The organism is Flavobacterium sp. HJSW_4 (assembly GCF_042436695.1).
Classification (GTDB): Bacteria; Bacteroidota; Bacteroidia; order Flavobacteriales; family Flavobacteriaceae; genus Flavobacterium.
The window spans coordinates 13870-28724 of sequence record NZ_JBHNPP010000017.1 but is presented as its reverse complement, the minus strand read 5'-3'; the positions used below and the strand labels follow the sequence as shown (position 1 = coordinate 28724).

The following is a 14855-nucleotide window of genomic DNA, read 5'->3' as shown; positions in this document are numbered from 1 at the left end:
TTGAATTGAACAAGTAGTCGAAAAAGCAGGCTTAACGTTTTCTTAAAACGAGTGTTTTTTAGTTAACATAAAAGAATGCCGCCCAGTAAAAAAGAAGATAATTATATGATGCAGAATTTAAACGAAGCTGCTTCAGAGCATTGCTAATATGCTTTTCTACCGTGTAAATAGATAGATTAAGTTTTTCGGCTATTTCTGCATTAGTAAAATTATCAATTCTGCTAAGCAAAAAAACCTCTCGGCATTTCGGAGTCAGTTTATCAATTTGATCATTGATATTTTTCTCAAAATCAATATATTCCAAGTCATTGATGGTAAAACCTGGATCTGGAATCGTATCTAATACTTCAATATGCTGCTGATCAAATTTTAAGTTTCTAATCTGATTGGCAATTTTATATTTTACAGCTCTAAAAAGATAAGCTTCAAGATTTAAGATTACTGTACTTGATGCATTTTTCCAAAGACTGATAAAGATTTCCTGCACCATGTCTTCGCAAACTGCTTCATCTTTATAAATCTTAAAAGCATAGGCATAAAGCTTTTTCCAATAACGGTTAAAAATAATTGAAAACGCAGTATCATTTCCCTCAAAAATTAATTTTTGAAGTTCATCGTCAGCCATTTTCAAAAGATCTTTTTCCATGTTTAATTAAAAAAACAAATGAAAAGCAACAGACAAAAAATACCTAAGAACTTAATTTAACTTTGTGTTAAATTAATTAGAAGGCTGATTTAATTGGTTTCGAAACATAAACAACGTTTGTATCTTATTGAAAAACAAACTGTAATAAAATATATTACTTAAGTTAGAAGATATCAGCTTTCATCAAAGAGGCTTCTCATTCATAATCTTAACTTCAACAAATGTTAAATATTGAGTAAAGCCCCGTAAACTCTAATATTTTTCTTTATATTTGTAATAGATGCTCTAAGAAAGTAGTTTTAAAAATTCTTACAGTTGCGATAAAATATTTTTCTCCAACTCACGTTTCAATAACAAAAGAACTTTAGACTTCATTTTAGAAGCATTAAAAAAAATGTAATACCAAATAGCCCCAGACTATGAAAAAAATTACTCTAATGATCTGCTTACTGTTCGCTGCAGGAGTAAGTGCTCAACAAGAAAAAGGAATTATCGGATACACTAACTGGTTAGACAACTGGACAGAATTTAAGCCACAAAAAGCTGATTCTAAAGAAGCTAATCAAATTCTTGCTGGTAATATTACCGAAAACACTAAACTGATGAAAAAAAATGTATACATCCTTCAAGGTAATGTATATGTAACTAATAATGCAGTATTGACAATTGATCCAGGAACTGTAATAATCGGAGATGTTGCAAGCAAGGCAACTCTTGTTATTACTAAAGGAGCTAAAATTATGGCAGAAGGTCAAGAAACTGACCCTATCGTATTTACTTCAAATGCTAGCATGAAAAAAGCTGGCGACTGGGGTGGTTTAGTAATCCTTGGTGATGCGCCTATCAATAAATTTGGTGGTGTAGGTTCTTATAACATGGATCTTGATCCTGCTTTAACTGTATACGGTGGAAACAATGTAGCAGCAAGCTCAGGAGTTTTGAAATTTGTTAGAATCGAATTTGCTGGAAAAAAAGTAAAAGGAGCAGATAGCTTTAATGGACTTACTGTTGCTGGAGCTGGAAATAAAACTGTTTTAGAAAACATTATGGTTAGCTACTCAGGTGGAGATTCATTTGCTTTTTACGGTGGAGATTTAAATGCTTCTCAATTAGTTTCTTATAAATCAATCAACGACGATTTTAAAATTACTCAAGGAGCACAATGCCGTTTGTTTAACTCTTTAGCTGTGAGATCTTCTTACCTATCAAGTAACAAAGATGGTTCAAGATGTTTAGAGGTTAAGGCTTTTGAAAAGAAAAGTGAAACAGACTTTACTAGAAAATCAACTTTCGTTTCTGCATCAAACCTTACTATGCTTAACGACAGCGAAAACATTAAAGCTGATATTCAATCTGGTTTAGTTAAAGAAGCAATTTACGTAGCTGATAATACTTCATTAGAACTTAAAAGAAGTGTTGTTTCAGGATTTAATCCAGCTGTTTTATTAGATAGCCAAACTGTAGTAAATGGTGATAACTTGAAGAAAATCAAATTTGAAGAAATGTTTTTCAACCAATGTACTGGAAACATTTTTACAGAAAACAATAAAGATAATTCTGATTTAGAGAACTGGTACGGAAATAGTGTTTTCTCTAATGTTTATTCACAAACTGACAATAAAGAAACTTTCGTAGATATCTACAATGGAAAAAGACCAGATTTCAGACTTCAATTAGGAAAAATCACAGCGTCTAGCGGAAAATAAGTTTTTAAAATATCCATAAAAAAAGAGGAAACACCTTCACAGGCCGTTTCCTCTTTTTTTTGTTTAACCTTTTCCTCAAGAAAAAACTTTTGAAGAAAAGATTTTTTATTCTACATCTTCTGCAAACGGATGCAGTTTAAACTTAATATCATAAAAAAAAAGAGATATCAAATCTGATATCTCTTTTTAATTCAATCTAGCTTTTAATCCAGATCAAAAGCTTTCCCTAAATGTTCTTCCATGACAAAATATGGATCATCAGTATGCGTCATAGATCTAATATGAATTAAACTCGTTTTACTCATCATTCTAAGCATCTGTCGTCTCTCACATTTGACAATTTTACCATTCTCCTCTCTTTGTCCTGCTGTAAAAGCACTTCTTCCGTGCGCACACAAATGATTATTGACAAAAATAACATCTCCTGAATCAGGAATATATTCGCTGTTTATTAACTCTTTTGCCTCGTTCCAGAATTCCGTTAAATTGTACAATGCTTCGGGAGTCTGCCCTGCCTTTTCATTAAAAATCTGCTCGGCAGCGTCAAATCTTATAAAAGGCAATTCTTTATTTCCGTATAAAACAGAAGCCAGTGGACCTTCATTAATTTCCTCCTCGTAATTGGCATCTTTTGGACATTGGTAAATTGGCTCAAAAAGTTTTTCCATTATAGGATTTATTTTACCATGCGATCTTACAGAATAAAGTGTCGAAGGAACTCTTTCTTCATTTCGAAGATACAAGAAACTCAAAAAATCTGCCTGATGAAGAAGAAATGCATCTTCTGTATGAACATATAAATCTGTTTTTGATCCTGAACCTGTCTGCGTTGCTGCCATTTTTTCGTCTGGAATTACAGCATGAAGTATTCCGCCACCCTTTCGTTGAGCATAATACTGAACAGGTTTGGACGGTACAGCGCCATGCAATAACGAACAGATAAAGCCATATTTATTAAGTTTTGAGTAATCTGCACTCTGCCAGTTTGCAGGTGTCGGCCCTAAATATTCCTGATCAACTTCCAAAAGTCCTTTAAAAACAATTGCTCCATATTGGTCTGCTGAAAAGTCTGTTCCAAACTGGCTTAAAATCCTAGCTATTCTTTCAGGCAACAATTGAAAAGAATGAAGATGAAGCGCTGCAATATAATCTGGGTTTTCATAGGAGCGAAACGCCTTCTCTAAAAGAGTCCCAACATTAGATAAAATGTTTCTCTCTTGGGGCGTAATTTCTACAATTAGTGGACTTGTAGGAATTTGATAAGCATAATTTTCTCTAACTGGTATTTCATCTTCAATTACTGACTGTGATTTCATTTCTTACGTTTATTTTATAGTTAATAAAAATTTGGATAAATAAAAAACACAAACTACTGAAAACAACCAATATACAAATAAAACATCATTCAAATACATTATTAAAATGTAAAGAATTTCGTATATTTTTTTACTGTTTTATTTTTTTTTATAAAGATTAATTTCTACATTTGTTTACGCTGTTTTTATTCATTCTAAATAAAATCTACTTACAAATATATTTAGTTTTGCATTTTAAAAAAAGAATTTTCTTAATTAATTTTTAAAAAAAATATGAATATTAGTACGAAAGTCAATGAAATTAAGCTGTCAGAAAGTGTACATCGACAGAAAAAAATTTCTAAAATCATCCGAGCCAGACGAAGTGTTTACGCAGGAGATTTTATAAAAAAGGAAATTCCAGATAAACTATTAGAAGAAATTTTGACCAATGCGCTCTGGGCGCCAAACCATAAAATGACAGAACCCTGGAGATTTCTTGTTTTAAAAGACAGCTATCTCGAACAATATGGCATTTTCATGGCAGATTACTTCAAAGATTCTTATTCCGAGCTCAGTGCACAAGCTAGGATCGAAAAACTGGAGTATCTCAAAAACTATCCTCTAAATGCGGCCTGTCTAATTGGTATCGTAATGGTTCGGAATACCAAAATTAATCTTCCCGAATGGGAGGAAATTGCTGCCGTATCATCAGCTGTCCAAAATATTGCTTTAACCTGCACGGCATACAATATTGGAAATTACTGGAGTACAAAACAGGTTGCAATAGATTATGTTTCCCAATTTGGGCTTGCTGACAATGAAAAATCACTAGGTCTCCTCTATCTCGGATATTATCCTTCTGATTTAAAAATTTCAAAAAAAAAGAGAACTCCTCTATCGAAGAAAGTTTCCTTTTTAAAATAATCATTAACTGAACTATAAAATTTAAAACTATGAATAATACGGTCCCTACCACACAGGAATCTAAAACCACGCTTACTGAAGCGGAAAATTTTAAAGACATTTTCAGCCAGCATTCTGATAAAGAATATGCAACTGCTGTAAAATCTGCGCAAGAAAGAGTCAGCAGTTTTTTAAAAAATACTACCAAGCCGTTCACAGGCATCAGGCCAGATGAAATGAAACGTATGGTTGAGGCAATTGATCTTGATGAACCGCTTCCAGATTATCAGAGCCTTTTTGATGAAGTTGATGAAATTTATGTTAACCACGCTACAGCTTACCACCTTCCTGAATACATTGCACATTTGAACTGCCCAGTAGTTATACCAGCACTTGCGGCAGAAGTTTTAATAAGTGCCATAAATTCTTCGCAAGACACTTATGACCAGAGTGCTGGAGGTACTTTTATCGAAAGAAAACTAATCGATTGGACTAGCGAACAGATTGGTTACCAAAATGGAGATGGAATTTTTACAGCAGGAGGTTCACAAAGTAACTTAATGGGGCTTCTTTTAGCGAGAGATTATTATGCTTTAGAATACCAAAAATGGAATATCAAGCTTGACGGTCTTCCTCCTGATGCTTCAAAATTTAGAGTTTTTGTTTCGGATAAAGCGCATTTTAGCAACCATAAAAATTCGTGGATTTTAGGATTGGGCGAACAAGCGGTCGTTCACGTTGATGTTGATGAAAGATATAGAATGGATCCTGAAAAATTAGAAAAAGCCATAGCTTCAGAAATTCAAAAAGGAAATATTCCAATTGCTATTACGGCAACTGCAGGTACTACCGATTTTGGAAATATTGATCCGCTTCAGCCGATTGCTGCCATAGCAAAACGCCACAATATCTGGCTTCATGTTGATGCTGCTTATGGTTGCGGACTTCTATTGACTGATACGCACAGACATCTTTTAAAAGGAATTGAACTAGCTGATTCTGTAACAATTGATTATCATAAATCATTTTTTCAGCCTATCAGCAGCAGTGCTTTTATCGTAAAAAACAAACTGCATTTAAATATTATCAAGCATCACGCCGATTATTTAAATCCGAAAGAACAGGATTACGATGCACTTCCAGCCCAAATCAATAAATCGATTATTCAGAGTACGCGCCGTTTTGATGCTCTTAAATTGTGGTTCACGCTACGTTATCTGGGCAGAGAAAAACTGGGGAAGTACACTGACACCATCATCGAGACTACTCAACAGGCCGCATCGCTTATTGGATCAGATAAAAATTTCGAATTATTATGCGAATCTGATATGGGAGTTTTAGTGTTCCGTTATCTGGATGGTCCTGCTGAATCTAATTCTTGCGAAGTCAACAAATACATCAAAGAAAAACTTTTTTTCAGCGGAGATGTTTTAGTAGCCAGTACAAAAGTCAATGGCGAATTCTATTTAAAATTTACCATTTTCAACCCGCTCACTACTGTAAATGACATAAAAAACATTCTTAATCAAATAAAACAAAACGGAAATGAATACCACAGACTTAACTAATTATCAACAGCTTGCTGAACAAGTAAACTTTAAGTCTCTGCTGAATTGTTATTGCAGAGAATTTAGCAACTGGAGCCGTTACGAAGGCATTCCTAAATATGATCCCGCTCTAGCTGATTTTATGCAAACGATTAATCATTCTTCTTTTTTGAGATTTGATTTTGCTTCAATTGGGCAAGAAGTTTTCGCTCCTTTAGTCTACTTTTCAGAAAGTGGTGTTCATGCTTTTATTTTTCCAGTTGTATCTCGCGATCTTGCTACAGATACATTCAGAGAAATAAATCCAATGGAATTTGCTGGGTTTGCCGCGCTTTATTCTAAAGAAGAATATCCTGATGCAGATGCAAGTTCAACTCAGGAACGCATGCAAAACAGCATTTCCAATCTCGCTTTATATCTGGAACATCATAAAGAAAATGGTTTCAGTGCTAATAGTCCAGAAATGAGTTTTATAGAAGGGGAACAATCTTTGATTTTAGGACACAATGTACATCCATTGCCAAAAAGCAGAGAAGGATTTACCAAAGAAGAATTGTTTCAATATTCTCCTGAAACCAGAGGAAACTTTCCGCTTCATTTTTTCCTTATTCATCCTGAAAATGTAATTGAAAAAAGTGCAGCAGATGATCTTCCAACGGATTATCTTCGAAAAGAAATTTCAAAATATAACAGTAAAAATGCTGAAGAACTTCTGGCTTTATATCCTGATTTTAAAGTAGTTCCTACTCATCCTTGGGAAGCATCCTATTTATTGGAACTTCCAGAAGTAAAAGAAATGGAAGCTAAAAAGCTACTTTTTAACTTGGCGCAATTAGGACCAGATTATACTGCAACTTCATCTGTTCGAACAGTTTACAACGCTCAAAGCAAATGGATGTATAAATTCTCTTTACATGTAAAAATCACTAATTCTTTCCGTGTGAATTACTTGCATGAATTAAATCGTGGTTACGATGCTGCTAGACTTATGAAAACAGATTGGGGAAAAGGAATTCAAAAAGATTATCCTCAAATTCAGCTTATTACAGATCCTGCTTTTATCGCTGTAACTTATAACGATCAAATTATTGAAGGTTTTAGCACGAGTATTCGCGAAAATCCTTTTAACGAAAATGCTGCTTCGAAAAATGTTTCTATGGTAGCTTCTCTTTGCCAAGAAGGATTTTTGGGTGAACAAGCAAGAATTCATAATGTAATTAATGAAGCTGCGAAAAGAACGAATGCTTCTCCAAGAGAAACTGCTATTTCTTGGTTCAAGCAATATTTGAACATTTCGATCACTCCATTGGTTGGCATTTTTAACAAATATGGTTTTGGCTCAGAATTTCATCAGCAAAACGTGCTGGTAGAATTTGACGATAATCTTTTTCCATCAAAACTCTACTTCAGAGACAATCAGGGTTATTTTTTCAGACAAGGAAAAGTTCCAGAACTAGAGAAATTGATTCCGAATTTTGGTGAAGAAAGCAGATCTTTTATTGCCGAAAAAAGAATTATTGATTTTTGGGGATATTATCTTCTAATAAATCACTTGTTTGGAATTATAAGCATTTTAGGAAGCAACAAATTAGCCGACGAAACTGCATTGCTTGAACTTCTTTATCAGGCTCTAAAAAAAGAAGAAGATTTGGATACTACAGGTATGATTTCACATTTTACCAATAGTGTGAAATTAGTAGTGAAAGGAAATCTGCTAACCAGTCTAAACAATATGGATGAAGCAAGTGCTCCAAGAACCAATCCTGCTGTTTATAAATCATTTCCGAACCCACTGAATAAGCACTTTTTCTCTAAAAAACTTATAAATCCAAGAGTAAACAGTACTGTTTTTAAGCGTTTTTTCGAAAAAGAAAATGTCACTATAACACTGCGTCCGGTAGATTTAGATAAAGATTTAGAAATGTTGCACGAATGGTTTCATCGTGAGCATGCTTTGAAAATCTGGCAAATGAACTGGCCGCTTCGCGAATTGGAAGCGTACTACAGAATGCTATTGCCTGGAGATCATTCGCATAGCTTTATAGGGGAAGCAAATGGCATTCCGACTTTTAACATTGAAGTATATTGGGCAAGCCGAGACATTGTTGGCAATTATTATGATGTCCTTCCTTCTGATTATGGAACGCATCAATTTATCGCGCCAACCGATCCTAAATTAAAATACGGCTCTCCAGCAACGCAATCGATGATGGATTTTGTTCTATCGGAATCAAAAGTTGGCAAAATGGTCGGAGAAGGATCTGTAGATTCAATCGCTTCTATGATGAATAAAGCCCATGTTGGTTTTAAAATCGAAAAAGTGATTGAAATGCCGCATAAAAAAGCTAATCTAAACTTCTGTTACAGAGAATGGTATTGGGCAAAATTCCCTGCTGCCAAAGATTTTCAAAATATTGAAGTTTCAACTGCCCAAGTCTAATCATAAAAAATACTTCCATGAATACAGAAAAAATATATTCCGTAATAGGAATCGGTATCGGGCCTTTTAATCTAGGGCTTGCTGCTCTAATTGAACCCGTTGAAGAATTATCAGCTTTATTTTTCGATCAATCAGAAAGCTTTGACTGGCATCCAGGCCTTATGCTTGATAATGCCAATCTGCAGGTTCCGTTTTTAGCAGATTTGGTAACTATGGCAGATCCATCAAACCAATACAGTTTTTTAAATTACATTAAAGAAAGTGGCCGTTTATATCGATTTTACATTCGTGAAAACTTCTTTATTTTTAGAAAAGAATATAATCAATACTGCCAATGGGTTGCCTCCAAATTATCAAATTGCAGGTTTTCTCATAAAGTTGTCTCTATTGATTATGTTGATGATGTTTATAAAATCGTAGTTCTTAATGCAAAATCGAATACTACTGAAACTTTTTATTCTCATAAAATTGTTTTAGGAACTGGTACTTCTCCACATATTCCTGAATTTGTAAATCAGGAAGAGCTGTCTAATGTAATTCATACTTCAAAATATCTGTATTTCAAACCAGAAATTAGTGAGAATTCAACTGTAGCTATCATTGGTTCAGGACAAAGTGCGGCCGAAGTTTTCCGCGATCTTCTTCCAGAAACTCAAAATGGATTGCAGTTAAAATGGTTTACGCGTTCTTCACACTTTTTCCCTTTGGATAATAAATCAAAATTGACTTTGGAATTGACTTCTCCAGAATATGTAGATCATTTTCACAGTCTTTCTCATGAAAAACGCCAACAATTGCTATCTAGACAACATGGTCTTTACAAAGGAATTGATCAAGAATTAATTAATGAAATTTTTGACAGTCTTTATGAAATGAGCTTGGATGGAAAACCTTTAAATGTTGAACTGCGTTCCAATCTAAAACTGACTTCTGTAAATGAAGAAACGGATGGTTCTTATCATCTAGATTTTACTCATACTGAATTGGAAGAACCTTTTGATGACCAAACGGACTATCTTATTATGGCTACAGGTTATAAGTACAAAGAACCTGCAATTCTTTCATCTATTGAAAATAAAATTCAACGTTTGGAAAATGGTCTGTTTAACGTAAACCGCAACTATACCATTGATAAAAACGGAACTGATATTTTCGTTCAAAATGCTGAACTGCATACACATGGACTTTCTACTCCAGATTTAGGAATGGGTGCTTATAGAAATTCGTGTATCATTAATCAGTTAGCTGGACGTGAAATTTATAAAGTTGAAAAACGTATTGCGTTTCAAGAATTTGGTGTACAGAAAACGGAATCTGAACAGCCGACAGCTACTATTTTGGAATTGATAAACGAATAATCGAATGAGCATGACACTTTCAGAAAATACATTTAAAGAGGCAAAACATTTGAACTCTTCTACATGGGACAAAGTAAATCGAAATCTGCTTGCCAAAAGCATTTCAGAACTGATGCGAGAAGATGTGGCAAAACCAAAAAAAACAGGAACTGAAATAGATGGTTTAACACATTTTAAATTGCAAACAGATAGCGAGAATATTTATTACCGTTTTACTGCTTACCCAAGATTTTTAAACTATTGGCATATTGTAAAAGAAAGCATAGTTAAAGTTGAAAACGAAATACAGCTCGATCATATTGATGTGCCGAGTTTTTTCATGGAAATGCAACAGACTTTTCAAATTAACTCTTTTACACTCGCTCATTATGTTGAAGAATTGCTTCATACTTTATATGCTGATGCTTTTATTCATTCCAAACGCCGTTTGTCTGCCGCTAAATTAGCTGATGCTGATTTTCAGACTATTGAACATAGTCTTGACGGACATCCATGGGTAATTGTAAACAAAGGCCGAATAGGTTTTGATACTCAGGATTATGAAAATTACACTCCTGAATCGGGTCAGAAAACAAGGCTAATATGGGTTGCAGCTCATAAAAAAAGAGCAAAACTGCACCTTCAACCAGAAATGGATGAACAATCGTTTTACGAAAATGAAATTGGTTCTGAAAAAATAAAAGCTTTTAAAGATAAATTAGCGCAGTTACATGTAAATCCTGAAGATTATATTTTTATACCTGTTCATTTATGGCAATGGCAGAATAAATTGGTAATGCAGTTTGCAAGCGATATTGCGTCTAAAAATCTTATTGCTTTAGAAGAAACGGAGGATATTTACAGTCCACAACAAAGTATTCGTACTTTTTTCAATCAAAGCAGTCCGCGAAAACATTATGTTAAGACTTCCATATCGATTTTAAATACAAGTCATATTAGAGGTCTATGTCCGAAACAGTTATTTATCGCACCGAGACTGACTTCTTATTTGAAAGATATTTTAAAGAAAGACGATCATTTACAGAAAATGGGCGTGATTCTTTTGGGCGAAATGGTAACAGCTTCTTATACTCACCCACATTACAGTAAAATTGAAAATCCTCCTTATCAGTATAATGAATACTTGGGAGTTTTATGGCGTGAAAGTCCAGTCAGTTTTTTAAAACACGGAGAGAATTTAATGACTATGGCTGCGCTTTTATACGTAGACGATCATGGAAAAAGTCTAGTAGAAGAATTGATTGAAAAATCTGGTCTTTCAACAGAACAATGGCTGAAAGCCTACATGAGAGCGTATCTAAAACCTGTTCTTCAGATTTATTATCAGCATTCTTTATGCATTGATCCGCATGGGCAAAACGTAATTCTGGTTTTAAAAGATTATGTTCCAACGCGTATTGCTTTGCAAGATTTTGCTGGTGATATTTTAATTAATGAAGAAGGAAAGAAAAAACTTCCTCAAGAATTTATAGAAAATCTATTTAATGCTTCTCCAAATCCTGAGAATGCGCCATTAACCATATTAATTGCCGTTTTTGATGCTTTCTTCAGATATTTAAGCGACGTCATGATTACATCTGCTGGATATGACGAAATTTCTTTTTGGAATTGTGTACACGATATTGTTATTGAATATCAGCAAGAACATCCTGAACTGAAGGACATGTTTGACAAGTATAATTTGTTTATTCCTGAGTTTAAACGTCTTATTTTCAACAGTCGACGTTTGTACAATGGTTATGAAGAAACAGCTGGTTTTCCTCACATGAAAAAAAGCGGTTTTATTCCAAATCCATTGCATCAGCTTGTCAATCAAGAAGTAATAATAGAAAAAGAAAACGCATGAAAGAAGCTATTTTAAAGACACGCTCTTTCTTAAATCTTTTAAGGCGTTCTCTTGCTGGAAGCGAAAGCAATTTTACATCAGGAAGCATAAACAAAACTATTTTCCTGCTTTCTGTGCCAATGGTTGCCGAACTTTTAATGGAATCATTATTTGTCTGTTCTAATCTGTTTTTTGTCAGCAGATTGGGTACAGATGCCATTTCTATTGCAGGTGCAGCAACTACTTTTATAACCTTTTGCTATTCTGTTTCAATCGGTTTGGGTATTGCCGCTTCGGCTATGATTTCTAGAAGAGTTGGCGAGAAAAAGTTCAAAGCTGCTGGAAATACTGCCATGCAGGTTATTTATTTAACCGTTCCTATTGCTGCACTCATTAGTATCGCCTGTTCTATTTGGGCTGCAGAAATAATGCAAGCAATGGGACTTTCGGCTGCAATGATTCAGCAAGGAGCATCGTATAGCGTTTTGATGTTCGCGTCAAGCGGATTTCTAATTCTTCGAATTGTGGTCAACGGAATATTTCGCGGTGCAGGAGATGCATCAACAGCCATGAAAATACTCTGGCTTTCAAACGCAGTAAATATTCTTCTTTGTCCCGTTTTTATTTTCGGCTGGGGTCCTATTCCTGCTTACGGTCTTCTCGGTGTCGGTTTGGCAACTTTAATTGCCCGCGTTATCGGAGTACTGCATCAGGCTTGGTATCTCGTTCGAGGAAAAACAATTTTGAGAATTGGAAGAGCGCAACTTTTAGTCAATAAAGAAATTCTAAAACGAGTTGTAAAACTGGCATTTGGAGGAACTGTCCAATTTATTATTCCTGCTTCGAGCTGGGTTATTATGATTAAAATAATGTCCTATTTTGGAGCCAATGCGCTTGCAGGATACATTTTAGCCCAAAGAGTAACTTCTATTGCCACCATGCCCGCGTGGGGATTGGGCAATGCAGCAGGAATTTTGACTGGCCAAAATCTTGGAGCAAAACAGCCTGAAAGAGCTGAAAAATCGGTTTGGAGGGCAGGAATGTTCAATATGGTCTTTCTAATTTCAATTGGAATTTCATGGATATTTCTTGCTTCGCCTGTTGTCAGAATATTTACTGATAATCCTGAGGTTATTTCTTTCAGCACGAGATACATACACTTTATTTCCATGGCTTATATACTTTTAGGCTATACAATGGTGATATCACGAGCTCTGAATGCAGCAGGAGAAGTCAAATCTGTCACATGGCTTTATATCTTAATGTTTTACATCGTTCAGATACCTCTTGCTTATGCTTTGGGCATTTCTTTCAAACTCGGATCGAATGGCGTTTTCTCGGCTATTCTTATCTCAGAAATCGTATTGGCGGCTGCCTGTATAACTGTTTTCCGTAAAGGCGGATGGAAACATACTAAAGTTTAATAACTCAATTATAAATTTAATTTAAAACCATAAAAATGAATACAATAGAACAATTACACGGTGCATTTGCAAGAGCTTTTGAAATTCCTGTTGAGGAAATAAATGATCAATTAGAATATCAATCTATATCTGAATGGGATTCTATGAGCCATCTCGTTTTAGTTCAAGAACTTGAAAGCACTTATAATATTTCTATCGAAATGGAAGATATTTTGGAGATGGGCAGCGTAGCTAAAATTAGAGACATCTTGAAAAAATACGGTTATGAAATTAATTAGAATCTGCTTGATATATGGAACTATATAATTTAATTAGGAAAAACGAAAAACTGGTTTTTACGGATTCTGGCACCGGCATTTCAAAATCTATTGAAGAGATGCATCAGTCGTTGGAAATTGAAAACCTTCGTGCTTTAGTTTTTATTTATAATGACAATCAACTTCCTGCTGTAGAAACATTATTAAATTTCTATCAGAGCAGATATACAGTTGCTTTATTAGGCATGGGAATGCTCGAGAATTTCAAAGAAAATCTCGAGCAAAAATATACGCCTTATTATATCTATGATCCTTCTCGCAGCTCAATTGAAGGTTACACTGCTGTGAATGCTTCAGAAACGATTGTATTGTTTAAAAGAAATACCAATATCCTTTATCCAATACATGAAAAAATTAAGCTTCTTCTAAGCACTTCAGGGACTACGGGTTCTCCTAAATTTGTGAGGCTTTCAGATGAAAATCTTGTTGCAAACGCAAAATCAATTATGGAGTATATGCCTATTGAAAATGAAGACGTTGTGCCTTTAAATGTTCCGATAAATTTTGTTTACGGGCTGTCTATTTTTACGACAAACTGCATTAAAGCAAAAGAGATTGTATGTACAGATAAAGATGCTTTTCAAAAGGAGTTTTGGGAAGATTTCAAAAAATACGGATTTTCAACTTTAGGAGGAGTTCCTTATTTCTATGAAATGCTTTACAGTATTGGATTCTTCAGAAAAGATCATCCTTCGCTAAGATATCTAACTCATACTGGAGGAATGTTGAATCACAAATTGATCGAAGCAATCGCATCTTTCAGCGAGAAATTCGATAAAAAATTCTTTGCGCAATACGGACAAACAGAAGCGTGCGGACGTATGGCTTATTTGCCACCAAAAGATCTTTTGAGAAAAGGAACTTCCATTGGAAAACCAGTCAAAAACGGGCAATTTGAGATTGATCCTGAAACTTCAGAATTGATTTACAGCGGTCCGAATGTATTTGGAGGTTACGCCAATATCAGAGATGATCTTAAATTTTTTGAAAAGCAGGAAAAACTGTATACTGGTGATAAAGCTAGAAAAGATGAAGAAGGCTATTACTTTATTGTAGGCCGAATCAAAAGAATTGTAAAATTGTTTGGCGTTCGATTCAATCTTGACGAAACAGAGCTTCTTCTAAAAGATGCTTTGGGAGGACAGACCGTTATTTGTCTTGGAATAAATGATAAATATCTGGCTGTCATGTATACAGATGAAAGTTTAACCAGAGAACTGATTCATACAGTTCTCAAAGCAAAACTAAATCTGCATTCTAGTTCCATCAAAACCATACACATTACTGATGTGCCGCTCACAGCAAATGGAAAAGTCAATTATCCCTTATTGAAAAGCACTTTAGAATCTGAAATACTGGTTTAATAAAAAAGCCCCTCATTACGAGGGGCT

Annotated in this window: 11 protein-coding genes; 9 read left to right on the top strand and 2 right to left on the bottom strand. The window is 34.6% G+C overall.

What is annotated here, in order from left to right; genetic code table 11:
* Window positions 1-58: 58 nt before the first annotated feature.
* Window positions 59-646, bottom strand: coding sequence for an RNA polymerase sigma-70 factor (locus tag ACE01P_RS15980; protein WP_379699714.1), 588 nt, complete (start codon window positions 644-646; stop codon window positions 59-61).
* A 419-nt stretch (window positions 647-1065) separates the two neighbouring features.
* On the opposite strand from ACE01P_RS15980, the gene ACE01P_RS15975 reads away from it, so the two are divergent.
* Window positions 1066-2352, top strand: a complete 1287-nt coding sequence (locus tag ACE01P_RS15975; RefSeq protein ID WP_379699712.1) for a hypothetical protein — start codon at window positions 1066-1068, stop codon at window positions 2350-2352.
* A gap of 203 nt (window positions 2353-2555) precedes the next feature.
* Here ACE01P_RS15975 and ACE01P_RS15970 read toward each other — a convergent pair whose 3' ends face one another.
* On the bottom strand, window positions 2556-3668 hold the full coding sequence (locus ACE01P_RS15970; protein ID WP_379699709.1) for a taurine catabolism dioxygenase TauD: 1113 nt from the start codon (window positions 3666-3668) through the stop codon (window positions 2556-2558).
* 273 nt (window positions 3669-3941) lie between these two features.
* On the opposite strand from ACE01P_RS15970, the gene ACE01P_RS15965 reads away from it, so the two are divergent.
* From ACE01P_RS15965 to ACE01P_RS15930, 8 genes are read left to right on the top strand one after another with little or no spacing between them, the layout of a single operon-like run.
* Complete coding sequence (locus tag ACE01P_RS15965; protein WP_379699707.1) at window positions 3942-4574, top strand: nitroreductase; 633 nt, start codon at window positions 3942-3944, stop codon at window positions 4572-4574.
* Between the two features lie 29 nt (window positions 4575-4603).
* Complete coding sequence (locus ACE01P_RS15960) at window positions 4604-6121, top strand: pyridoxal phosphate-dependent decarboxylase family protein (protein WP_379699705.1); 1518 nt, start codon at window positions 4604-4606, stop codon at window positions 6119-6121.
* Window positions 6099-8540 carry a GNAT family N-acetyltransferase gene (locus ACE01P_RS15955; protein WP_379699702.1) on the top strand — a complete coding sequence of 814 codons (2442 nt, stop codon included), beginning with the start codon at window positions 6099-6101 and terminating at the stop codon, window positions 8538-8540. Before ACE01P_RS15960 ends, ACE01P_RS15955 begins: the two co-directional genes overlap by 23 nt.
* Window positions 8541-8557: 17 nt before the next feature.
* Entirely contained in the window at window positions 8558-9898 is a 1341-nt protein-coding gene (locus ACE01P_RS15950; protein ID WP_379699700.1) for a lysine N(6)-hydroxylase/L-ornithine N(5)-oxygenase family protein, read from the top strand.
* A 4-nt stretch (window positions 9899-9902) separates the two neighbouring features.
* Window positions 9903-11744 carry an IucA/IucC family protein gene (locus ACE01P_RS15945; RefSeq protein WP_379699697.1) on the top strand — a complete coding sequence of 614 codons (1842 nt, stop codon included), beginning with the start codon at window positions 9903-9905 and terminating at the stop codon, window positions 11742-11744.
* Window positions 11741-13147, top strand: coding sequence for an MATE family efflux transporter (locus ACE01P_RS15940; protein ID WP_379699695.1), 1407 nt, complete (start codon window positions 11741-11743; stop codon window positions 13145-13147). The genes ACE01P_RS15945 and ACE01P_RS15940 overlap by 4 nt, the downstream gene beginning before the upstream one ends.
* A 35-nt stretch (window positions 13148-13182) precedes the next feature.
* Window positions 13183-13425: an acyl carrier protein gene (locus tag ACE01P_RS15935; protein ID WP_091130053.1), complete on the top strand. Its 243-nt coding sequence runs from the start codon at window positions 13183-13185 to the stop codon at window positions 13423-13425.
* A gap of 14 nt (window positions 13426-13439) precedes the next feature.
* On the top strand, window positions 13440-14828 hold the full coding sequence (locus tag ACE01P_RS15930) for an AMP-binding protein (RefSeq protein ID WP_379699692.1): 1389 nt from the start codon (window positions 13440-13442) through the stop codon (window positions 14826-14828).
* The last annotated feature ends 27 nt before the right edge of the window (window positions 14829-14855 follow it).